We start from the raw sequence: 23,408 nt of genomic DNA, 5'->3' as shown, positions 1-23,408 counted from the left end.
CGTAAACTTTTGTAAAAGGCCAATAATGGGGTCAGACCCCAGATACATTTGAGAGATCGAAATGTACCTCGGGCCAGGTTTCGCTTACGCCCTGATCGCTGAAACTGGCACACTCACCCGCTGCTGTTTCTGCATAAAGCTGATGAGCACTATGGCGCGCTCTTCGCCATCATATGCTTGGAAAATCGCACCCAAGCCTTTGAACGGCCCGTCGTCCAGCTCTATTGCCTGCCCCGCCTTAATACCGCCCTGCTCCGCCACTTTGCCCATGCTGGCTTTGATGTGTTCAATTACGTCATCGGCAATGGCTGCAGGCTTGTTGGTAAAGCTGACAATGCGCAACACCCCCCGAGTAGACCGAAGCTTCGCCCACATCGGGTCGGTTTGCTCCAGCTTTACGAAAATATACCCGGGAAACAGCGGCTCTAGCCTCTTGCTTCGCTTACCCGCCTTGATCTTCTCCACCTCAATTTTCGGGTAGAAACAGGCAATCTCCTGATTCTGCAAATGCTGAACCGCCCGATCACCCTGTGCCGGCTTATGCTGAAGCGCGTACCAAGTCATAAACATTCCATTGCGGGGTCAGACCCCGGTGCATTTCATTCAACCAAATGTATTGGGGGTCTGACCCCAATTTTAAAAGTACCAGTTACCCGCGGCAATGAAGTGCGGGTTGAGGATGTCTTCTTTGCCGTATTGCAGCGGGGTGTTATCGAACGTTTGCACTTTGCCACCGGCGGCCAAAAGTACGGCATGTGCGGCGGCGGTGTCCCATTCGCAGGTTAGGCCCAAGCGGGGGTAGATGTCGGCGTGACCTTCGGCGATGCGGCAGAATTTGAGGGAACTGCCGGCCTGGACGGTTTCGTGCTCGCCCAGTGTTTCGATGAAGGCTCGGGTGTCGTCATTAAGATGGTTTTTGCTGGCCACCACTCGTTTGATGTCTTTTGGCTCGGCCACGTGGATGCGGTGGGTGCGGCCGGTTCGATCGCGTTTGAAAGCGCCCTCCCCTTTTATGCCCCAATAGGCTTCCTTAAGCGCGGGGGCCGTTACTACGCCCATTATGGGCTGACCATCTTCGATCAAGGCGATGTTAACCGTAAATTCACCGCTACGCTGGGTGAAGTCTTTGGTGCCATCGATGGGATCAATCAGCCAAAACCGTCGCCAATGCCTGCGCTCGTCCCAAGGCACCTGCTCGCCTTCTTCCGACAGAATCGGGATGTCACGGCTTATATTACGCAGCCCCCTTACAATCGTTTCATGACTGGCCATGTCGGCTGCCGTGATGGGCGAATGATCTTCTTTAAATTGCACTTTGAAATCGGATTGGTAGATATGCAGCACCCGCTCGCTGGCTTCATCTGCGACTTTGATGACATCCGGTAGTATTGAACTGTAGTGCATGATCACTCGCTCCCTGCTTGGCCTAAGCCCATGTTACCAAACTTTGTGGGGTCAGACCCCCGATACATTTTATGTGATGAAATGCTCAGGGGGTCTGACCCCAGCTTGAAATGACGGTGCGGGTTCGGCACATTGTTGCACTTTACAACCAATCCACAAGGAACGTGAGATGGCCCGCCGACCCAGGATTTGCCCGGCCGGGATGCCCCAGCATGTGATTCAGCGGGGGAATAACCGGCAGGTTTGCTTTCAAGATTTGTCTGATTTTGCCACCTACTCGATGTACCTGAATCGTTACCGGCAGAAGTTTGAGGTGGATATCCATGCCTGGGTATTCATGAGCAATCACACGCACTTGCTGCTAACGCCGAAAACCGACGACGGCCTTTCCGCCTTCATGAAATCCTTAGGCCAGTGCTACGCGCAGTATTACAACGCGCGGCATGAACGCACCGGCGGCTTATGGGAAGGGCGATTCAAATCGTGCCTTGTGGATACTGAGGAGTATTTCCTGCAATGCCAGCGTTACATTGAACTGAACCCGGTGAAAGCGGGCATGGTGGATTACCCGGGTAATTATCAGTGGTCCAGTTATCTTTGCCATGCTTATGGTGGAAGCGCGCGGTTTCATTCACCCCATCCTTGTTATCTGGCGCTGCAGCCGGAGCCTGACCGGCGGCTGGTGAGTTATCGGTCGTTTGTTGCTAGTCCAATGCCCAGCTCACTTTCCGATCAGATTCAACACTCTGCTATTTCAGGTTTGGCACTGGGATCGGCGGAGTTTCAGCGGCAGATGGGGGAGCGGTATGGGGGTGGAGGTTAAGTGGTTTTTGGGGAGGTTGCGTGGGGTTGGGAGATTGGGGGTCAGACCCGTGGGGGTCTGACCCCGTAGCCGGGCCTCGTAGCCGGCTGCGCAATCAGACACCGTGGCAGGGAACTGAATCTCAAGTCGCTTGGTTTGGCAATCTTTGCCATAATCTTTGCAAAGGGGGAGTCAATTATGGCAACTATGAATATTTCGCTGCCTGAAACGATGAAACACTGGGCAGAGCAGCAAGCGCAGTCCGGCCGATATTCCAACACCAGCGATTATGTGAGGGACCTCATTCGCAAGGATCAGGACCGTTTGCAGAAGATTGACGAATTACAGAAGCTCATCTCAGCGGGGATTGCCAGCGGACCAGGCACGCGCTCAATGGAAGAGTTGCGATTAGCCGCGATAAAGTTAGCCAAGGAAGGAATCGCTGATGAGGTACTTTCTCAGCAGGAAAGCTGAAGAAGACATTATTGCCATCTACCTACATGGGCTGGAAAACTTCGGAGAGGCGCAGGCAGCGAAATACCATGCCCAGCTTGGGGCCTGCTTTGAGTTTTTGGCCCAGAATCCATACGCGGCGGCAGAACGAGTAGAGATATCACCACCCGTTCGAATCCATCCAATTGGCGTGCATATTGTGATTTATCAGATTACCGACTCTGGCAGCGTGTTTATTGTACGTGTTCGGCATGAGCGGGAGGACTGGGTGTAGTCATTTGGAGATTGGGAGCCTGCCGAATTTTTCGGTGATGCGTTTGCGCATGATGATGTCTCCTGCCTGCCCACATCACCGCTGAACACCACCGTTCGGTCCGCACCTTTGTGATGCACATGCACACACGCGGAACCCAGAATATGGCCGGCGGGCGTGAACGTTACCTCAAAACCTTTTACCGGCTCGAACGCCTCGTGATAATGCAACGACTCAAACTGCTTGAGCGCTTCATAAGCATCTTTCTCGGTGAACAACGGTTCGGGTTTCTCGTGTTTCGAGAATTTCTTCTTAAAGGCGTAGCGCGCATCTTCTTCCTGCAAGAACCCGGCGTCCGGCAGCAACACCTTGCACAGCTCATGGGTGGCTTTGGTGCAATAAATCTTTCCTTTGAAGCCATTTTTCACCAACGCCGGCAGATAACCCGAATGGTCAATATGAGCATGTGTGAGCACCACCGCGTTAATAGTGGAAGGCTTCACCGGAAAAGGCGCCCAGTTCCGCCGACGCAGGGTTTTCACGCCTTGGTACATGCCGCAGTCCACCAGCAACCGATGATTATCATCGGAAAGCAAATAGCGGGAGCCGGTAACGGTACCCGTACTGCCGAGGAAACGAAGCTTCATCGTATTTCCACCATTCCAGGGGCGTTTACTTCAGCTTAGTTCAGGAATAGGAAAATACGTGGTGGCAACAGGCAGGAGACTTAAGAGTTACAGCGCGACTCGCGCCATAATTGAAACTCAGGCTTCAACCATGGCGCGGACGGATCAATTAACACATGGATTTTTCGTGACGCAATTCTTAGTCGGCCTCACCTTCCCAGCGGCTAATTTTCTCTCGCTCATTATCAACAGTCATTTCCGATTCAAGCGCCTGCTGCTGAGGTGACGCCAGCCCCTGAGCGGTTAGATCTCCGGTACGACGTGCTTCTTGTTCCTGGCGAATGTAGTCGAGCCGCTGCGCTTTGTCCGCCTGCTTTTCACTTTGAATCTCCTCATCCCTGCGACGGAACTCATCTTCCAGATCGCCCATAACGCTGTTCATGAAGCCGTCACACGGACTCATCGACAGAACGTAGCGCGGCTGCTCCAGATTGTATTGACCAGAAACCGCAAAGGTGGAACTGACAAACTCGGCAGCCAAGGCAAAATAGGTCGCATCAAAGGTAAATACGTCTTGCTCGCTGGACGCACTGTGCCGATCTGCGCCGCGGTAGTGCGTCGCGCGCATGACGGTGCCTTCGCAGTGGAAATCAAACACCTTGGAGCGGAAGAAAATTTCAGCCCAGAACATATGGCAGATTCTGTCCAGCGTCCGGCCAAAGCCCATCAGTAGAAGCGAAGCAAGCAGCATAGCAACGGTACCGCCTGCGGGAATCAACAGTTGGTTGAGCAACAACTCAACGTTCGCACGCTGAGCGATCAGCTGTTCCCACGCGTTCACGTGGAACAGCACATTCTCAGCACCTTGCCAGAAAAGCACAGCACCGATCAGCATGAGAATCTGTGCCGTCACCGTACCTGCAATCCGCGCGTACCGCATGCCCGCAGGTTCAGAAACCTCTTCAACCACAGGCTGAATTTCAGTAATCAAATCACCGTTAAACTGCTCGTTATCACGGTTTGCCTGCCCTGTATCGTTGGTATCCTGATACATACGGTTAGGCAATTCCTGCTCTCGGCGCTGCATCAGCACCAGGTCTCTCAGGGTTGTGAAAATTTGTCGTGGGTGCAGATCGAACCGCCAGCTGCTGTTTTTCTCTGAGCTACTGGTTTTGATTTCCACCATGCGGATACGCGCACGAATCAACACCACCGCCACTGCAGCAACCGCCGCAGCGCAGACAATGGTCAGCGTTAACAGCGTTCCCGTTCTGAAGATGGGCTCAAGAACAGGCAGCAATTCAACAAAAGCAGCCCTATCCCGAAAGCCAATGTTCTCCCATATCGCAATCCAGCCTTGCGCCATCAATACCGGAATAACGATTGCGCCCACAACCACCAGGGCCAATCCACCACTGGAGTATGTGTGGAGCTTAGTCATATTCGCACGTGCCAGCGGGTTACCCAGCTTCACCCAGACAAGGCCGAGATACACCAGCAACACGGTCTGAAACGCCAGCGAAATCACCGCACTTCCGGCTTCACCACCCTCTGAACCCGCAAACACCATCATAATAATCACAGAAGCCACTAAAAATGCACCCAATGCAATGAGGCTTCGGGTTATTTTCATAACCAGTGTTTGTGCCGCATTCCGGATAGGCCACGGGGTAACAATCAAGCCCGGGAAAAGCGAATGCACTGCACGCGCAAACCAGCCCTGAGGTTCTGTGAACGTCGGGTTGCTTTTGCTCATCAACATGTTGTGGAGCGTTTGAGCCGTATAAAGCGAAGGCTCTTTTTCCTGAACGGCTTCCCTCGCGACATTCTTCGTCAGAGAAGCTGGCGCCGACCGACCGACGAAAAAACGCATGACCTGAAAAAGCCCGATACCCAAGGCCTTGAAACCACCGATGACAAACACGCTGCCAATAGCCAAGCTCAGCCAAGCATGCGTTTTATCCGTAGAGAGCAATGGCTGAATCTGCAACAAGAGGTATACCCCTATTGCCGTCAATACCAAGCCCCGGACAGAACGTACTAAACCCTCAAACCGGAATGGGTTCCGGATATTGAGTTTCTGGGTACCGTATTCGAACGCCATGTATCAGTTCCTTAACGAATTTTTCGGTTTTTAAGTGCGCGGAAGTTTATCGCAAACCGAGGCAAAGAGGGGAGCAAATAATCGAATGCGATTACCTTTATCGGGGTCAGACCCCAAAACATTTTGCTCGGCGAAATGTATCGGGGGTCTGACCCCATGGTATCTTAGCCACCCAACTTATGAGGAATGATGGCTATGCTGAGTGTAAATGAGTATTTTGACGGTAAAGTGAAATCCATTGCCCTTCAGGGCGAGACACTACCTGCCACGGTGGGTGTGATCAGCCCGGGTGAGTATGAGTTTGGCACCAGTCAAAAGGAAGTTATGACGGTTGTTAGTGGTGCATTGACCGTTCAGCTGCCTGGCAGTGACAACTGGGTACATTACGGAGCCGGTGATGCGTTTGAGGTGGACGCAAATGCCAGTTTTAAGGCTAAGGCGGAGATGGATACGGCTTATTTTTGTACTTACGAATGAGGTTTGGAGATTGGGGGTCAGACCCGTGGGGTCTGACCCCGTGTCGCAGCAGCTCGTTAGCGATGCGATTCAGGTAGTGTGGTACGGTAGTACGCCAAAATAGCTAAATTACACATTCTCTGCTTGCAAAGAGGTGAAAGCTTGAGGGGTTTGGTTGTCCTACTTGGCCTGTGTTTATTGTTTCTCGGTACGCCTGCTTTGGCAAATCCTTTGTCTTTGCCCGGTATTCCGGGCTTTTCCGCGCAGGAAGATAAAGATGAGAAATCACCGGAAGAGCTTCAGGCCTCACTGGAAGTCACCATTCAAGCGCTGGAGAACGATGCAGAGCGCTCAGCGCTGGTGCAGCAACTCAAAGCCATTCAAGCAGGGCTGGAAGCGCTGTCTTCATCAGCCATAGGCAGCGCCTCAGACAGCGAAGGTTTGCTGGGAGCGCTTGCAGTCTTTTTCAACGATGACGGCAGCACAGAAAGCGCCCCACCCAGCACGCTTTCCATTTGGAAAACACACTTTGCGAATGCCTACACCGCCGCTCGCACATTACTGAACAGCGCGTCTGTGCGCGAGCTTGCAGAAATCACTGCGGGGCTGGCCGTATGGCTATCGGTGCTGTGGGGGCTGTCACGTCTTGGCCAAGTGTTTTTTGTGTGGCGGGACTGGCCCCTGGAGATGCCCCGTAACCCCAGGCCTTGGCTGCTGGCCCTGCACTTTCTCCGGCGGATTCTGCCCTGGCTGCTGACCTTTCTTGGGCTACTGACCGGGCTCCCCACGTTCGGCATCTCCGAGCCTGCACAAACCACCGTATTGATTCTGGCATACACAGGCCTCAGCGCGCGCATTCTGACCTCGCTGTTCGACGTGATGATTTCCGTTTTCTCCAATGGCCACCGTTTGCCGGCGGTGATGATTCTGCGCCGGCGCATGCTGTTGCCGCTGTTTATCATTGGGGCGCTCTTCGCCCTTGAAGATTCGTTAAGCACCACCGAGCTGACCGAGCAGCTAGGCACGGAATTGGCCAGTGCACTGGCGCTGGTGTTCAGCGTGATTGCTGCTCTGATGAGTTTTTACCTGATTGTTCGCAACCGGCGCCCCGTTACCCACCTGATTCGCAACCGCCCGTACAACCAACGGAAAAACGAAGGCGTATCGCGGGAAGTCATCGCCCTATTGGCCCGGCTTTGGCACATCCCTTTGCTGGTGGCGATCAGCGCCTCGGTGGTGGCGGTGTACATCAACGGTGGCGAGGCCGATGCAGCGCTGGGCAAAGCCATGATTTGCGCTCTGCTCCTGGCGCTGACTCTTGCCCTGCAAGGCCTGCTCGGCATTCAACAGAATCGGCCCAAACACCGGTCTTTGAGTACCTTTAGCCGCAGGCTGGTGCGCTTTGGATATAACCTGATTCAGGCCTCTGCCTGGCTCGTTTTCTTCGAATTGACCCTGCAAATCTGGGGTTTATCGTTGTTCGGCCTGGCCGGAAAGCCTTCGGTCAGCGTCGGCTTGGCGAACAGCCTGACGGGCGTTGTGGTGATTCTGTTGGTGGCAAAACTGACCTGGATTTTCATCGACGAATTACTGGAACGGGCCATGGGTGGCGGCGAGCGCAAAAAGCGAATCCAAACCGCCCGCGCACAAACCATACTGCCCATCGCCCGCAACACGTTGCTGATTACCATCCTGATCATCGCCACATTGGTAAGCCTGTCTACCCTTGGTGTAGACGTGACGCCCCTGTTAGCCGGTGCCGGTATTATCGGCCTTGCGGTCGGTTTTGGTGCGCAAACACTGGTGCAGGACTTGATCACCGGGCTGTTTATTGTGGTGGAAGACTCCATGTCGGTGGGGGATTTCGTGCAGATCAACGGATTCATGGGCACCGTGGAAGGCTTTAACCTGCGCACCGTGCGCCTGCGGGACCTGGAAGGCGTGGTGCATCACATCACGTTCAGCAAAATCAGCTCCATTCATAACATGTCGCGCCAGTTTGGTATCGCGCTGCTGAAAATCCGCATCCCAAGAGAACTGCCCATCGACGACGCCATATTGCTAATGAACGAAACCGCCGACGACCTACGCCTGCAGCCAGACATGCGCTGGCTGATATGGTCGCCACTGGAAATGCAGGGCATCCACGCCTTCGAAGAAGGCTGCCCCGTGCTACGAATGCGCATGCGCACCAAACCGGAGTACCAATGGGATGTATCCCGCGCCTTCAACTTGCTGCTGAAGCGGAAAATGGAAGAGCGCTTCATCGACGTGGCCGCACCGCGGATCAGCGTGCACATGGAAGGCGAAGGCGGTAGCGGCTCGGCGTATTTAGAGCGCCGCGGGCCCAGCGAGGCATAAGCCGGATTGGGGTCTGACCCCAATTTACTTCGTGGGCATGATATCCTTGCCGCCCTATTTTCAATAGCCACACCCATTTCGATACTGCTTAGGTTTTATTATGCGAATGATTATCCGGGCTTTTTTCCGCCTGCTCCGCTTGATTCTGACGCCGTTTATGCTGCTTTCAGAGAAACTTACCACACCTAAGGCCATTGAACGCTCCCCTGAGCGGCAGGCTGAAATTGATAAAGCTACCGCAAATCTCGCGCTTTACGAGTTTCGTGCTTGTCCGTTTTGCATCAAGGTTCGTAAGGAGATGGCCCGACTGGGGCTGGATATTGAGCGGCGGGATGCGCAGCGTGATCCGGTGCATAGGGAGGCGCTTTTGAAAGGTGGTGGGGCGGTTAAGGTGCCTTGTTTGTTGATTAGGGATGAGCAGGGTGTGGAGCGGTGGATGTATGAGTCTGGGGAAATTAATGATTGGTTGGGGAGGGAGTTTGGTTGAGTGGAGTGCGAACTAACCATGAGGAAAGGCTGCACGGCGCTGGGGACTTCAAACACAGATTTACTTTCAGCGCCGAAACCGAATCTAGCTGGCTTGCAGGACGCAATACCCATTAGCTTTTAGATTGCTTGGGGCTAGCGAAGCGACGCAAATCAGCCGAAGCTATAAACGTAGAACGATTTCAGTTCTAAAAGAGCTGAATTTTCCGACATATCTCGATCTAAAATCATCTCTGCCCCGTGGGGCGGAACAACATCCGCCAAAATTAGCGAAATGTATAAGCCGAGATTGCGCGTGCTCAAAATGAAAAAGCCCGGAATAAAACACTTCCGGGCTCCTTTGACCTAGCCAAGCGATAAATTATCTATGGCCAAGGTTAATCTTAACGACAATTAGCCGGACGGTATTTGTCTTTGAGCGCATTAGCTGCAGGGTCAATGCTACATGTCCAATTAACTTGAGTACCCGCGTTCGCGACTGCAGACAAATCCAATGCGGTCGTTCCGTCGGCAGCAACCGGTGTCAATTGAAGCACGTTTTCCGTTGCTGGCACGACAGCTGTTTCATAGGTAATAGTAATCACTCCTGTAGAACTACTTGAGATGCTATCAACATTGTCGTTGCCCGCGAGAGCAGTAGTATCGAGCAATGTTGCACCGATCGAATCACAAGTTGCGGCATCGGTGCATTCCATGGACCCAGGACCGCGGCTCTGGAAAGTCTCAGTTATTGCAGTTTTCAAAGCAGAAGATAGGGTCAACCCTTCAGAAACCTTTGCTCGAATTGTGTAATCTTGATAAGCCGGAATCGCCACAGCCGCCAAAATACCAATGATCGCAACAACGATCATCAATTCAATCAGAGTAAAACCTTGCTGGCCTTTGTTCATTTGAATCTTTTGCATAATTCGACCTCTATGTCGTTTTTTGGTTCTTAGTAGCTCCGGGGCGGTGGAGCGTTACCCCGTGACCGCTTTGAGCTTGGAGTAAGTTAAGCATCGAGCGTGCCAAATGCAAGATAACATACGTAAACAGCGCCCACTCAATGAGTTAAAGCATCTGCGTGACATACGTCACACAACAACAAAGCGCATCCCTAGCCGAAAAATGGCCGCGAGTGACAAATTTTGTCACCGAGCCGCCAGATTGAAGCGTCATCAAACTGAAGACTCGCCTTGTACAATCCCGACCAAAAACCAAACTTGAGATCTAGCAACCTTTCCAAACCTACCTACTACATCTAAACTCTATGCTCATAAATACGTGATTCAGCCACTTACAAGACTTTCCTCAGAGCATATATGGCCAGCAACAACCGAAACGTAACGCTTACGGGCCTGGCCCGTCGATTTGTTGATGACGGGCTTCTGGACGAGGACATCGCTAAAGATGCGTTCACCCAAGCGTCCGAGAATCGCATCCCTCTCATCACTTACCTCACTCAGAATGATCTGGCTGACAGTTCCAAATTAGCCTTCTCTGCTGCGATGGAGTTCGGCATCTCTGTTCTCGACCTGGAGTCTTTCTTGCCAGAGATGATGCCTGAGAAGTCGGTCGACGAGAAACTGATCCGAAAGCACAACGCCCTCCCTCTCTATAAAAGAGGCAATCGGCTGTTTATTGCTGTTTCTGATCCAACCAACATTCAAGCGTTGGACGAGATTAAGTTCAACACCGGGCTGAGTACTGATGCCATCCTTGTCGATGACGCCAAGCTCCGCACTGCAATCGAGAAGTATCTTGAGTCCCATGACACAACCATGGGTGATCTCGACGATGCCGACCTTGAAGGCGTTGAAACGGAAGGCGGCGACACGGAAGAAGACAATGCAGCATCAACCGCCGAAGTTGACGATGCGCCTATCGTAAAATACGTCAACAAAATGCTGTTAGATGCGATTCGCGGCGGCGCCTCCGACATTCACTTCGAGCCATATGAAAAGTCTTATCGAGTTCGTTATCGGACCGACGGCATTTTGAAAGAGGTCTCTCGGCCTTCTATCAAGCTCGCCCCGAAAATTTCTGCTCGCGTGAAAATCATGGCTCAGCTGGACATTTCCGAGCGCCGGGTGCCGCAGGATGGCCGGATCAAGATGAAGCTCTCCAAAACCAAGGCCATCGACTTCCGAGTCAACACTCTACCGACGCTCTGGGGTGAGAAAATCGTATTACGGATTCTCGATCCGAGCCAAGCAAAACTCGGCATCGACGTGCTCGGCTACGAAGAGGACCAGAAGCAACTTTACCTTGAGGCTCTTGAACAGCCTCAAGGGATGATTCTGGTCACCGGCCCCACCGGTTCTGGTAAAACGGTTTCTCTGTATACCGGCCTGAACATTTTGAACACCAACGAGCGGAATATTTCGACTGCGGAAGACCCTGCCGAAATTAACCTGGAAGGCATTAACCAGGTAAACGTGAATACAAAGGTGGGCCTAGGTTTTGCCGAAGCCCTCCGTGCGTTCCTCCGGCAAGACCCCGACGTGATCATGGTCGGTGAGATCCGGGATTTGGAAACCGCGAACATTGCTATAAAGGCTTCTCAAACCGGTCACTTGGTTTTATCTACCCTGCACACCAATAGCGCAGCGGAAACTCTGACCCGAATGATGAACATGGGTGTTCCTGCGTTTAACATCGCGACCTCCGTGAGCCTGATCATCGCTCAGCGATTGGGCCGACGGCTTTGCAGCTGCAAACAACCCGCAGACGTACCAAAAGACGTGCTTTTAGCCGAAGGGTTCACACAGGAACAAATTGATACAGGGTTCACGTTGTTCCGCCCCAAGGGCTGTGATAAATGCAGTGGTGGGTATAAAGGCCGCGTTGGTATTTACGAGGTGGTCAAGATTACAGATGAGCTGGCCAGCATGATTATGGAAGAAGCCAGCTCGATTCAAATTGCTAAAAAAGCGCAGGCCGAAGGCTTCCGTACTCTAAGGCAGTCCGCCCTGATGAAGGTGATTCAGGGTGTGACCAGCCTTGAAGAAGCCAACCGCGTGACGAAGGATTAAGCATGGCAGAAAAATCACAAAAGCTGGAAGCGTACGTCTGGGAAGGCAAAGATCGAAAGGGCAACAAAACCAAGGGTGAGCTGAACGGCGTTAGTTTAGCCCTGGTTAAAGCTCAGCTTCGCAAACAAGGCGTTATTCCAGACAAGGTTAAGAAGAAACCTAAGCCTTTGTTCGGCGGCAGCAAGAAGATTACGCCGTTCGATATCGCGATGCTTACACGCCAACTGGCAACCATGATGAAGGCTGGCGTACCGTTGGTTCAGAGTTTTGACATTGTAGCAGATGGACTCGAGAACAAAGGCCTTCAAGAGCTCGTCATGTCAATACGGAATGATATTTCTTCCGGGACTGGATTTGCAGCTGCATTGCGCAAGCATCCAAGACACTTCGATAACCTTTACTGCAACTTGGTAGAATCGGGCGAACAAGCTGGTGCGCTGGAAGCGATGCTTGACCGCATTGCCACATACCTTGAAAAAACCGAGCTACTCAAGAAAAAAGTTAAGAAAGCGATGACTTACCCGATAGCAGTTATCGTGGTCGCCATCGTGGTTACCGCCATTCTACTTATCAAAGTGGTTCCGCAGTTCGAAAGCCTGTTCTCTGGATTTGGAGCTGAGCTACCGGTATTTACCCAGATGGTGGTCGGGCTTTCGGAATGGATGCAATCTTGGTGGTTTGTGGTACTAATCGCGATTGTAGGGTCGATATTTCTATTTAAAGAAGCGAAGCGGAAATCGCAGAAGTTTTCTGACATTGTCGACAAATACGTTTTGAAACTTCCCATTGTTGGCGAAATTCTCGATAAGTCAGCCGTCGCAAAATTTGGCCGCGTCCTGTCCACCACCTTCGCTGCAGGTGTCCCACTGGTAGACGCACTAGACTCCGTAGCAGGCGCAACGGGTAACGCGGTTTATCGCGATGCCATTCAAAACATCAAAAACGATGTTTCCAGCGGCACTCAATTGCAAGCCTCTATGCGCCAACAGGATGTTTTCCCGGTGATGGCTGTGCAGCTTACAGCTATCGGTGAAGAGTCCGGTAACCTAGACGAAATGCTAGAGAAGGTTGCCGTCCATTACGAAGCCGTGGTTGATGACATGGTGGACAACCTGACAGCCCTGATGGAACCCATGATTATGGCCGTTCTAGGGGTATTGGTTGGTGGTCTAATCATTGCCATGTACCTACCAATCTTCCAGATGGGTCAGGTTGTCGGGTAATAAATCGCACCACTGCCTGAAACACATATCAGTACCTCCATCCTCTCCCGCAACGGGAGAGGATGGCTCGAAAACCGGATTCACACTCCTTCGGGAACAAAAAATTCACAAACGAGCCCCCAATGCCATCACTAGAAACCTTCCTCTCAGCCCCCTGGCTTCTCTACACCACGGTCGCCGTAGTGTCCCTCTGCATCGGCAGCTTCCTGAACGTCGTCATCCTGCGCCTGCCGAAAATGATGCATCAAGACTGGCGTTGCCAGTGCGAGGAATTTCTTGAGGTGCCGGAAGAAAAGCGCAAAAATGAAACCCAGATAACACTTTCAAAGCCCGCCTCCACCTGCCCTTCCTGCGGCCACAAAATCCGCGCTTGGGAGAACATCCCTGTTATCGGCTGGCTGATGCTCGGCGGTAAATGCTCTTCTTGCAAAACCCGAATTTCACCTCGTTATCCTTTGATTGAAGCGTTTACGGCTGTGGCTTCTGTCGTCACAGTCTGCCTGCTTGGCCCTTCGGAAGCCGCGCTCTGGGCGTTGTTGCTAATTTGGGCCTTGGTCGCACTCACGGTGATCGATTTTGATACCCAGCTGCTACCAGACAGCATCACCTTACCCTTGATGTGGCTGGGCTTATTGTTGAACTACTTTGGCGTGCTGACGGATTTTGAGAGCGCTTTCTGGGGCGCGGTGGCGGGCTATTTGTCGCTTTGGTCGGTTTACTGGTTGTTTAAACTGTTGACCGGTAAAGAAGGCATGGGGCATGGTGATTTCAAGCTACTCGCCGCTCTGGGTGCCTGGCTGGGTTGGCAGGTGTTGCCGGCGGTGATTTTGCTGTCGTCGTTGGTGGGTGCGGTTGTTGGTATTGGTTTGATGGTGTTTCGCAAGCATGGGCGCGAGGTGCCCATTCCGTTTGGGCCGTATTTGGCGGTGGCCGGGGTGATTTGTTTGTGGTTTGGGGGGGAGATTGTTTCGGCTTGGTATGGTTTTTTGGGAGTTTAGGTAGGCCTTGGGTGGGGTCAGGCCTCGTAGGGCCAGACCCCTTTGTAGATTGAGAGCTGGGCTTGGGTGGGGTCGGACCTCGTAAGGTCCGACCCCTTGTAGATTGATGGTTGTGGAGTATGGATTTGGCGATTGTTGGGTTAACAGGCGGGATTGGTTCGGGGAAGTCTACGGTGGTGCGGCTGTTTGGTCAGTTTGGCGTGCACTGGGTGGATGCGGATGATGTGGCCCGGGAGGTGGTTGAGCCGGGTATGCCTGCGCTGGCGGCGATTGCCGAACATTTTGGGGACGAGGTGTTGCAGGCCGACGGCGCGCTGGATCGGGCCTGGTTGCGGCAGAAGGTGTTTGCGGAGCCTGAAGAGCGGGCTTGGCTTGAGGCCTTGCTGCATCCGATTATTCGCGACGAAATTATCCGCCAGCTTCAGCCTGAGAATTACGCCCTGCCCTATTCTTTGCTGGTATCGCCGTTGCTGCTGGAAACCGACCAGCACGAGCTAACGGACAAGACTCTCGTTATTGATGTGCCGGAGTCCGTTCAGCTGGAGCGCACTATGGCGCGGGACGACAATACCCGCGAGCAGGTGGAGCGCATTATGGCGGCGCAGATGGCTCGGGAAGATCGACGCGTTAAAGCAGACGCGATCATTGATAACAACCAGCCTTTGGTTGAGGTTGAGCGACAGGTTGCCGAACTGCATAATCAGTGGGTGCTTGAATTCAGTTAAGGGGCTCTTTCTGCGTTACCTCTTCTATTTAGCTCTCCTCGCTCCGCTATTATTGGCGTTTGCTCCCCCTGCCCATAGCGCCGGCCCGGTGGTGATCGAGGATGAATCCTTAGCAGACAAGCTCTCGCCCTATCGATTGCCGGTTTCTTTCTACACCGTTGAGCCGCACGAATACTGGGCTGAACCTGTAGACTCCTGGTGGCTGAGTGCCAGTAATTGGGTGATTCATCAAGAGCGCCTTCATGGCAGTAAGGTGCAAGGGATCGGAAATTGGGCCGACCGCACTCTCTCAGGCTCAGAACATGCATTGCCAAACAACGAAAGCTATTTGCGGCTAGGCTTCGCGGCAGAATCGGAATACAGCGACCCGGCTCAATTCAAACCCGAGGTGCGCTTTCGCCTTGACTTACCCACCACCGAAAAGAAGCTCCGCCTCGTTATCGAGAGCGACAGCGACGAACTGGTTCCTCTGGGTGAACGTGAGCGAGACCGGCAGCTCACCGAACCGGAACGCACCGACACCTCGACGACCGGCGCCCTTCGCTACCTGACCGATGTGGGCGATGCCATCAATTTATCAATGGACGTAGGTGGCCGGCTCCGGCTCCCGCCCGAAATGTTCTGGCGCCTGGAAGCGGATAAACGCTGGCTGGCGACTGACCAATGGCGCATCGGGGTTAAGCAACGAATTTATTATTTCCACACGTCCGGATGGGGCTCTCGTTCGTGGTTCGGCGCAGACCGACCCGCGTGGAACGGCTGGCACTTTTTTACCTCGTCTGAACTGGAGTGGGTGCACAGCGATCGAAAATTCGAAGCCGCGCAGCTGTTCAGCCTTCGTAAACGCACCAGTTCCCGATCCGTGATCTCGCCCAGAATCGGTATCCTTGGCGAAAGCCAGCCGGTATGGAGAACCACGTCGTATTTTGCCGATGTCACCTGGCGTTACCGGGTGTATGAAAACTGGCTGTTTGCCGAGTTAATTCCGGCGTTAGAATTCCCCCGCGAGAAAAGCTTCAAAGACCAGGCCTCGGTGATTTTCCGTATCGAAATGTACTTTGCCGGCACCATTGATAGAGACTGACATGACCCGACCCAGACACAAAAGCAAACCGGCAAGCGAAGCCTTAACCCTTACTCCTGTCGCTTACACCCGCTCCTGCTTTAAAGACAAATTTGGCGTACCACGGCAACCGGGGCTGACGCGTAACGCCCATGCGGATTTGATAATTGAACCACCGTTTGATCGCGAAGATGCCTTTCGGGGCCTGGAAACCGCCAGCCACCTGTGGCTGACCTTTCAATTTCACGAAGCGGTGCGCGCAGAATGGCGGCCGGTGGTACGACCGCCCCGTTTGGGTGGCAACAAGAAAGTAGGCGTGTTCGCAAGCCGTTCTCCGTTTCGGCCCAACAGCCTCGGTTTGTCGGTGGTGCGCAATGAGGGTCTGGAACGTAAAAACGGCCGCCTGGTCCTGAAAATACGTGATCACGATCTGATTGACGGCACCCCTATCCTCGACATCAAACCCTACTTACCTTTTGCCGACGCCATTCCCGAGGCATCTCTGGGCTGGGCCGACACGGCACCGTTGGACCGTGTTGAGGTACATATCAGCCCCGAAGCGCAGGCCGAGCTGTCATCATTGTCCCCGAATGACTACCCGGATCTTCAAGGCCTGATTGAAGATGTCGTCAGCTACGACCCCCGCCCGTCCTTTCGACGCGGGCGCGACGAGGACCGCATTTACGGTGCCCATCTGTATGATCTGAACGTGCGTTTTCGCTTTATCACCGAGGCTGGAAAGGTACGTGTGGAAGTAATATCCATCTGTTAAACTCCCGTTGGTTAAATCGTTGTCGACACAGGGAATTCGTGACTTGCCATCAAACCGTTTTTTAAAGCGCTGCGGTGTGCGCCCTTTGGCCCTGAGGCTGCTCGGATGGGTGCTTCTGTATAGCCTCGTTTTGTCTCTGGTCGCCACAGGCGTGCAGATGATTGGTGAATTCGAGCGCCAGAAATCCCGTTTAGAGACCAGCCAGAAACGTGCCGTCGATCTTATTTCCAGCACGTTAAGTTCAAATTTGTGGGTTCTGAATTACAGCGAGGTGGCCGCCAACCTTGATGATTTGCGCAATGTCCCGAACATCCAGTACACCCGTGTCATCACGTACACCGACCAGGAATTCAGCACCGGGACCTATCCAACCGGCCGTACCATTGCCCAGACCTTCCCGTTGGATTTCAAAAGCAGGCACTTGAAAGAGCCCCAGCGAGTGGGCCAGTTAACGGTGGTTTCTTCCGTTGAAAGTATCTATCAGGAAATTCTGGCCAGCGCTCTGATCAACCTGCTGTATCAGTCACTTATTGTGATGCTGGGCACCTTGGGCCTGCTGTTGATCGTGCGGGTGGCACTGTCGCGGCATCTGGAAACCATGGCGGACTATGCCGCCAAGCTGAATCTCGATGCGTTGGTGGCCCCGCTGGAACTTCGCCGGAAAAAACCGGCTCAACCGGATGAGCTGTCAGAGCTGGAACAGGCACTGAACAAAATGCGCCTGCAGATTCTGGAAGACACCCGTTCCCTGCGCCAGATTTCCGTAAAAACCCGTGGCGAGCGGGACGAAGCGGTGCGAGCGAACCAGGCCAAGAACCAGTTCCTGGCCAACGTGAGCCACGAACTGCGCATCCCCCTGCAATCGGTACTCGGCTATGCCCACTTACTGGCTGATACGCCGCTGGATCAAGAGCAAACGGAATACGTCAGCACACTGATCAATGCGTCTGAAAATCTGTCTTCTATTCTCAATGATCTACTCGACATCTCCAGTATGGAAGCGGGCAAGCTGGAGCTGGAAGAGATCCCGTTTGACCTTCGTGAAACGCTTAACGATCTGGTGCATATGCTGGGAGCCCGAGCCCGCGAAAAAGGTTTGGCGATGGAAATGCGGGTGGATGAAAGTCTTCCCTGGGCAGTTGTGGGCGATCCGGTCCGTATCCGGCAGGTGCTCATTAATCTGCTGTCCAACGCCATCAAATTTACCGATTCGGGCCACGTTCTGGTCAGCGTCGAAGTGCTCGGGCGCAAGGATAACAAGGTCCGCTTGCGATTGGCGGTGGAAGACACCGGTGAGGGCATCAACCCTGAAGAATTGCCACTCGTGTACGAGCCCTACATACAACTGGGCCAACGCTTTACCCGCCAGTTGCCCGGAGCCGGTCTGGGCTTGACCATCTGCCGGCAATTGGTTGACCGGATGGGTGGTGCACTGGATGTCGAGAGCCGCCTGGGCGAAGGTTCTACCTTCTGGCTGGAGCTGAATCTGGAAGAGGTAAGCGACAGCGCCACCCGCACCCGACCGGACTCTAGCATGATACGTGGCCGGCGCATTCTGGTGGTCGATTCGTACGAGCTGTCCCGCAAAATCACACTGGAAATGCTGTCTCGCTTTGATCTTCAGATCGAAGCGGTTAAATCTGCAGGCGAGGCCCTTACCTCATTGCGACAAGCCTGCGATGCCGGCGATCCGTTCCACGCCATCATACTGGATGGTTTCGTGCCCGATATGGATTGCGATCTGCTGTGCCGGCAGATTCGCAGCAACGCACAGTGGGCCGAAACCCGCTTATTGATTTTGTCATCCAATCCCCAGCGTGGTGATGCCGAGCATTTCCGCCAAGCCGGTGCCGATGCGTTTTTAAGCAAAGCCTTGCGAGAGTCCTACCTGATCGCCCTTCTTAACCAGCTGTTCAGCGACATCGAGCAGCAGGAGCGACGCTTTCTCACCCGCTTTTCCTTGAAAGGTCTGACCGATTCGAGCTCTGCCCGTTATGAGCTGCCTTGCGGGCGCATGCGGGTACTTCTGGTGGAAGACAATCCGGTGAACCGCATTCTCACCCAGCGTCTTCTTGAAAAACTGGGCTGCGAGGTGACAGCGGCCAACGATGGCGAAGCGGCGATGTCACTTTGGCAGCAGCACACATTTGACCTGATCTTTATGGATTGCCTGATGCCCCAAATGGACGGCTTTGAAGCAACCCGAAGACTGCGCGCCTGGGAGCAGAAAAACAACCGCTTGCGGGTACCCGTAGTGGCGTTGACAGCCAGCGCCATGGAAAAGGATGAGGAACGTTGCCGGGCGGCAGGCATGGACGTGTTCGTTGCCAAACCGGTCAACCTTGAAATGTTACGGGCAGTGCTGGAACAATACTGTCATGCACCTGCCGATAATTAATCAACGGCAGCCAATTCAAACAGCCCGGACGAACTGCCATGAACGTTGAATGCCCCACTTGCAAAAAATCTGTTGAATGGTCGGAAGCCAACGCCTGGCGCCCATTTTGCTCCGAACGCTGCAAGCTGATCGATCTCGGGGCCTGGGCAAACGAAGAATACCGGGTACCCGCTGAAAACGCATCGCCAGAAGATCTGGACCAAGGCCACAACGGCCAACTCCACTAAACCCTATCCTTTCCGCCGGCTTACGGGCATTTAAGTTGTACTGAGCGGAGCAGGTGTTACCATCCTGGTCCGTCAGAATCATCGCGGATGCAAACCTTCCATGCCTGTTTTGCATCCAATAACGACAGCTACAAAGGTGTATACATGAAGATTACCCGCATCTCTGCTTTGGCACTATCTCTGGCCGCAGCTCCGGTTATGGCGTCTGATCTGGATCTGAGCCTGACGTCTGATTCGGTTAAAGGCCAGGTGAACTTCTTCGGAACTCAGGACGAGTTGCAAGTGGGCGCCGGATACACCTATCACGAAGGCGGCCGTCACATTGCCAACGTAGATTTTCATGCCCAAGGCCGAACCGCACTGGGCAACCTGCCGACTACTGCTGGCATTGGCCTGCGTGGGCTGGGCTGGGATGACGATCACCTGGATGGCGGCGCTGTTGGCGTAGGTGGCTTTGCCACCGTTAATGTACCCGATGTGCCCGGCCTGTCGTTTGGCGGCAGCCTGCACTACGCCCCCAGCATTCTGTCGTTCGGCGACTCCGACGAGATGACCAGCGTAGAGCTGCGCGCCAGCTACCGTGTTATCCGTAACGCCGAAGTGTTCGCCGGATACCGTTATCTGAACACCGAACTGGATTTCGCGGGCAGCCCCGACGTGAATCTGGACGAAGGCATTGTGGCAGGCATGAAGATCTTCTTCTAAGCCGACCGCCAGTGTTTTGGGTTGCCCGAGCCGTTTCAGGGTAACCCAATCGTGCTCCCCTTCACGCCCTTCCCCCGGTTTACCTGTTAGGCTCTTCCAACACCTTACTCTTGGAAAGGCCTTGGCATGAGATTCAAGTTAGCTTCCCTGCTATCAACCTCTTTATTGATTGCTGCCTGCGGCGGTGGTGACAGCGCCATCGACGGTGCGCGCGATATTCCGAACCGGTTTGGCAGCACCATCAATGCGTTGGATGACTTCAGCCCGGGCAGCACCGGTGATTCCAGCAATGCCAACGGCCTGAAAGAAAACGAAGTGCGCGTTACCATGGAAGTGCCGGCGGACTTTGCCCCCAATGGGGAACCCACACGCCGCAATTTGCGAATCGTCATTCCCGATCGTCTTCAGGTGTACAGAACCAACCACTCGCTACAGAAACTGGATACCGTTGAACACTCGATCGCCACGGGGGACGATGGCCATTTCATCGTGAGTTTCAAGAACGGACAGCCCATTGGCCCGGACGTCGTCATCGAAGCCAGCTGGAGTGGCCAGGGCGGAATCACCATGAAAGCGCTGGCAGCCGATTCTGACCGGGATGTCAAAGTGAACCCCTTCTCTCATTATGTGGTTGAAGAAACTCTGGGCAGCTACCAGGCCAACGAATTCCAAACGGTAATGGATTGTGTGAACGATGCCGGTGGCGGTCTGTGTCTGAACAAATATGTTTGGTCCACCCTTGCCGATCAGGTGCACGATTTCGAGATCGACATTGCAAGCGGCGCCTCGTTGACGGCGGCACTTGAAGCCTTGAAAGACCGGGTAGATTTCCGAACTTATGTTGCTGACATTGCCCGCTATGCGCTGCTCGATCAAGGAACATCAGGTAGCATCAAAGCCAGTTCGGCCGACTATAACTCGGTGTTTTTCGGGCTGGAACTTGGCGAGACGTTAGAGCGTGATGGCACAGTCTCCGCAGGCCAGTGGGGCGTGCGCTCGGCCCGGGAGCAAGACCTCACCGAGGGCAAAGCCGAAGTGTTTCTTTATCCGGCATTGACGCTGACCAGCTTCGATGTCTTTGGCTTAAACGTGACCTCCTTGGCCACCGACATACCCTATGACCGGCAAACCGTTAGCCACACACCGGATAATCGATTTATTACTCAAACCTGGCAGCCAAACAGTCACTCCAGCTCGCCGGGAGCGGCGACACTAACACCGAAATCATCCGCCAATGAACTCAACCCCGCCCGATTGCTGGCTGGCCGCGCGCTCTATCAAACCATCACCTATCCGTCAGCTAGCCAAACCATCGGCTGGACACGAAATCCCTACTATTTCGATGCCTTCACAACGCAACCGGCTGACGCGCACAGCGGCCCAGACCGGGTACTGACTAGCTACTTCACCGCGGGTAAAAAAATTGCCCTGAACAATCAGGGCAACCAATTGAAGCGCAGCAATACGCTGGAACACCACTACCTTTCGGCGTTCGAACTACACCTGCTGCGGAGCACTGCCTTTGATCTCTCGGCGGCGGAGGGCGACTTTAATTTGGTGTATTTCACCGGGCGTTTTGGCGGGACAGATCCGGTTCAGTTTGAAACGGGCTCGGGCACTCTGAAGGCCGGAATCGCTGTGAATGATGAGCTGTCTGCCAGCATCAACACCACAACCTTCACCCTGTCCCGCGCCGGCAACGGGGCTGTAACGGCAAGCCCCGGTGGCAACTCCCAGTCGCTGAATATCGCCAATCGCCGCTCCACGCTCAGCGACGGGTCGCGTTTCATGGGCCGCTTAAGCCTCTGCAACGCCTGCCCGGACACCGACCACAGCAAACCCGATTTTGGCCAAGGCGCAGCCGCCCCGGATGGCTCCCTGCTGGCGTTCAATCTTGACGACAGCGCTTGGGGAGACGGGCTTTTGGTTGCCGCTAAAGCGCCAACGGCAAGCCTGAAAACAGGCACACGCTATCGCGTTCAGGGGTCGCTGTTGTCGATGACCGCGAACGCCAATGAACTCCAACACCTGAATGGCGGTGTACTTACCTTCACCAGCAATACCGAAGCCCAACTCACGGTCAGCGCTTTCAACCTGAGTCACTCGGTAAGCGAAGGTGAATTTACTGGCCCTGCGGGCTCTGAAATCATCGAGACCTTCACTTACACAGCCACCTCGAACGGCACGCTTAGCCTTAACTCGACCACGTCCGGGTTGGCGCTGGACGGGTTTTATACCGGTGAAGCCGATCAGATTTTTCTTGCCGTCAGAGACGCGTCTGTCTCCAAGCCTCGTACAGGTCTGCTAATGGCAACGCTGATTCCCGAATAGGCCAAGACGTTGCTGCCGCCGGAAAAACGCTTATAACCTGTTATAATTCCGTCCATATCAATTTTTGTGAGGGATTTATGACGGCTGTTTCTCGCGCTCTGTTACTCTGCGTGCCATTGATTTTGTTCGCCGGCGCAGGCGCGCTTTACACGCCGTTTGTTGGTCAGCCAGATGAAGACGGCGACATTGCTCTTAGCTCGCTCCCCCCGCTGCCTGCTTGGGCCGCGGCACCCCTCCCGGATTTCTCAGTCATTCGCGACACCACCGAGCGCAAAGCAGCCTTCTTTTCTTTTTTGTTTCCACGCATTGTGCTGGCCAACAGTCGTATTTTAATCGAACGCCACTACCTTGAGACGCTCCGCGCAAAATCAGAACTCACCGAAGCGGAACGCCAATGGCTGGCCGCTCATGCCACTCGCCTTCGTATCGACGAGGCCATTGGCAGTGACGCGCAATTTGCTCTTTTGGAAAAGCGTATCGGAGTAATACCACCCTCACTCATTCTTGCTCAGGCGGCCAATGAATCGGCTTGGGGCACGTCCCGGTTTGCCACCAAGGGCAACAACCTGTTTGGCCAGTGGTGCTTTTCGAAAGGCTGTGGCTTGGTGCCGCTTAGCCGGGCAGCCGGCGCCAGCCACGAAGTCGCCAGCTTTGCCTCGCCTTACGGGTCAATCCGAGCGTACATGACCAATCTGAACCGGCATCCGACTTACCAGCTGGTTCGAAACCTTCGTCAGCAATCATTCCAAACCAATCAACCGCTGTCGGGTGTCGTGTTGGCTGGCGGTCTGCTTGGCTACTCGGAGCGTGGCGAAGACTACGTTAAAGAAATTCGGGCGATGATTCGTTACAACAATCTGGAATTCTTCGACAAACAGTTCCAGGCGTTGATTGCCGACCAATCTCCGGAGCATTTGCTGGAGCTCGCCACTGCACCGAACGCTGCTGCCTTGTTACCCCGCAATCGTGGTACAAGCTCAACCGAACAGTAACCCTACAACCTGGAT

General features: G+C 53.9%; 22 protein-coding genes. 17 read left to right on the top strand and 5 right to left on the bottom strand.

The features are described 5' to 3' along the window. Positions 1-84: 84 nt before the first annotated feature. Both rfaH and cysQ read right to left on the bottom strand, forming a co-directional pair. Positions 85-564, bottom strand: coding sequence for a transcription/translation regulatory transformer protein RfaH (gene rfaH, locus JAO79_RS07275; protein WP_199006507.1), 480 nt, complete (start codon positions 562-564; stop codon positions 85-87). Positions 565-636: 72 nt separating this feature from the next. Next, on the bottom strand, positions 637-1,404 hold the full coding sequence (gene cysQ / locus JAO79_RS07270) for a 3'(2'),5'-bisphosphate nucleotidase CysQ (protein WP_199006506.1): 768 nt from the start codon (positions 1,402-1,404) through the stop codon (positions 637-639). Between the two features lie 169 nt (positions 1,405-1,573). On the opposite strand from cysQ, the gene JAO79_RS07265 reads away from it, so the two are divergent. The 3 genes from JAO79_RS07265 (at position 1,574) to JAO79_RS16555 (ending at position 2,933) form a co-directional block, all read left to right on the top strand. After that, positions 1,574-2,227, top strand: a complete 654-nt coding sequence (locus tag JAO79_RS07265; RefSeq protein ID WP_227664345.1) for a transposase — start codon at positions 1,574-1,576, stop codon at positions 2,225-2,227. Positions 2,228-2,404: 177 nt separating this feature from the next. Then, positions 2,405-2,680: a type II toxin-antitoxin system ParD family antitoxin gene (locus tag JAO79_RS07260; RefSeq protein WP_199006505.1), complete on the top strand. Its 276-nt coding sequence runs from the start codon at positions 2,405-2,407 to the stop codon at positions 2,678-2,680. Continuing rightward, on the top strand, positions 2,652-2,933 hold the full coding sequence (locus tag JAO79_RS16555) for a type II toxin-antitoxin system RelE/ParE family toxin (RefSeq protein ID WP_199006504.1): 282 nt from the start codon (positions 2,652-2,654) through the stop codon (positions 2,931-2,933). The genes JAO79_RS07260 and JAO79_RS16555 overlap by 29 nt, the downstream gene beginning before the upstream one ends. On the opposite strand, the gene JAO79_RS07250 is transcribed toward JAO79_RS16555, so the two are convergent. Continuing rightward, a complete protein-coding gene (locus JAO79_RS07250) occupies positions 2,867-3,559 on the bottom strand; it encodes an MBL fold metallo-hydrolase (protein ID WP_227664344.1) in 693 nt (230 codons plus the stop codon). The genes JAO79_RS16555 and JAO79_RS07250 overlap by 67 nt on opposite strands. Positions 3,560-3,737: 178 nt before the next feature. Continuing rightward, a complete protein-coding gene (locus tag JAO79_RS07245; RefSeq protein WP_199006503.1) occupies positions 3,738-5,642 on the bottom strand; it encodes a hypothetical protein in 1,905 nt (634 codons plus the stop codon). Between the two features lie 195 nt (positions 5,643-5,837). On the opposite strand from JAO79_RS07245, the gene JAO79_RS07240 reads away from it, so the two are divergent. From JAO79_RS07240 to JAO79_RS07230, 3 genes are all read left to right on the top strand, one after another. After that, positions 5,838-6,119, top strand: coding sequence for a pyrimidine/purine nucleoside phosphorylase (locus JAO79_RS07240; RefSeq protein ID WP_199006502.1), 282 nt, complete (start codon positions 5,838-5,840; stop codon positions 6,117-6,119). A 198-nt stretch (positions 6,120-6,317) separates the two neighbouring features. Continuing rightward, positions 6,318-8,459, top strand: a complete 2,142-nt coding sequence (locus tag JAO79_RS07235; protein ID WP_227664343.1) for a mechanosensitive ion channel family protein — start codon at positions 6,318-6,320, stop codon at positions 8,457-8,459. 100 nt (positions 8,460-8,559) lie between these two features. After that, the gene (locus JAO79_RS07230) at positions 8,560-8,946 is read left to right on the top strand and encodes a glutaredoxin family protein (RefSeq protein WP_199006500.1); all 387 of its coding nucleotides are present in this window, start codon (positions 8,560-8,562) and stop codon (positions 8,944-8,946) included. Positions 8,947-9,328: 382 nt separating this feature from the next. On the opposite strand, the gene JAO79_RS07225 is transcribed toward JAO79_RS07230, so the two are convergent. Further along, positions 9,329-9,850 carry a pilin gene (locus JAO79_RS07225; RefSeq protein WP_199006499.1) on the bottom strand — a complete coding sequence of 174 codons (522 nt, stop codon included), beginning with the start codon at positions 9,848-9,850 and terminating at the stop codon, positions 9,329-9,331. A 396-nt stretch (positions 9,851-10,246) separates the two neighbouring features. Here JAO79_RS07225 and pilB point away from each other — a divergent pair, with 396 nt between their 5' ends. The 11 genes from pilB to JAO79_RS07170 all read left to right on the top strand — a co-directional run bounded on the left by pilB (position 10,247) and on the right by JAO79_RS07170 (position 23,393). Then, positions 10,247-11,959, top strand: coding sequence for a type IV-A pilus assembly ATPase PilB (pilB, locus tag JAO79_RS07220; protein ID WP_199006498.1), 1,713 nt, complete (start codon positions 10,247-10,249; stop codon positions 11,957-11,959). A gap of 2 nt (positions 11,960-11,961) precedes the next feature. After that, positions 11,962-13,182, top strand: coding sequence for a type II secretion system F family protein (locus tag JAO79_RS07215; RefSeq protein ID WP_199006497.1), 1,221 nt, complete (start codon positions 11,962-11,964; stop codon positions 13,180-13,182). A gap of 122 nt (positions 13,183-13,304) precedes the next feature. Further along, positions 13,305-14,180, top strand: a complete 876-nt coding sequence (locus tag JAO79_RS07210; RefSeq protein ID WP_199006496.1) for a prepilin peptidase — start codon at positions 13,305-13,307, stop codon at positions 14,178-14,180. A 119-nt stretch (positions 14,181-14,299) separates the two neighbouring features. Next, positions 14,300-14,905, top strand: a complete 606-nt coding sequence (gene coaE, locus JAO79_RS07205; protein WP_199006495.1) for a dephospho-CoA kinase — start codon at positions 14,300-14,302, stop codon at positions 14,903-14,905. Continuing rightward, positions 14,892-15,989, top strand: coding sequence for a hypothetical protein (locus JAO79_RS07200; RefSeq protein WP_227664342.1), 1,098 nt, complete (start codon positions 14,892-14,894; stop codon positions 15,987-15,989). The genes coaE and JAO79_RS07200 overlap by 14 nt, the downstream gene beginning before the upstream one ends. 1 nt (position 15,990) lies before the next feature. Continuing rightward, positions 15,991-16,740, top strand: coding sequence for a tRNA (N6-threonylcarbamoyladenosine(37)-N6)-methyltransferase TrmO (gene tsaA, locus JAO79_RS07195; RefSeq protein ID WP_199006494.1), 750 nt, complete (start codon positions 15,991-15,993; stop codon positions 16,738-16,740). Between the two features lie 76 nt (positions 16,741-16,816). After that, a complete protein-coding gene (locus JAO79_RS07190; RefSeq protein WP_320158948.1) occupies positions 16,817-19,138 on the top strand; it encodes a response regulator in 2,322 nt (773 codons plus the stop codon). A 38-nt stretch (positions 19,139-19,176) separates the two neighbouring features. Beyond that, entirely contained in the window at positions 19,177-19,365 is a 189-nt protein-coding gene (gene yacG / locus JAO79_RS07185; protein ID WP_199006492.1) for a DNA gyrase inhibitor YacG, read from the top strand. A 144-nt stretch (positions 19,366-19,509) separates the two neighbouring features. After that, positions 19,510-20,070, top strand: a complete 561-nt coding sequence (locus JAO79_RS07180; RefSeq protein ID WP_199006491.1) for a YfaZ family outer membrane protein — start codon at positions 19,510-19,512, stop codon at positions 20,068-20,070. 126 nt (positions 20,071-20,196) lie between these two features. Then, complete coding sequence (locus JAO79_RS07175; protein ID WP_199006490.1) at positions 20,197-22,401, top strand: hypothetical protein; 2,205 nt, start codon at positions 20,197-20,199, stop codon at positions 22,399-22,401. Positions 22,402-22,478: 77 nt separating this feature from the next. After that, positions 22,479-23,393, top strand: a complete 915-nt coding sequence (locus JAO79_RS07170; RefSeq protein ID WP_199006489.1) for a glucosaminidase domain-containing protein — start codon at positions 22,479-22,481, stop codon at positions 23,391-23,393. Positions 23,394-23,408: the final 15 nt, after the last annotated feature.

The organism is Marinobacter litoralis (assembly GCF_016427555.1).
In the GTDB taxonomy this organism is placed as follows: domain Bacteria; phylum Pseudomonadota; class Gammaproteobacteria; order Pseudomonadales; family Oleiphilaceae; genus Marinobacter; species Marinobacter litoralis_A.
This window is presented reverse-complemented; position numbering and strand designations above follow the sequence as displayed.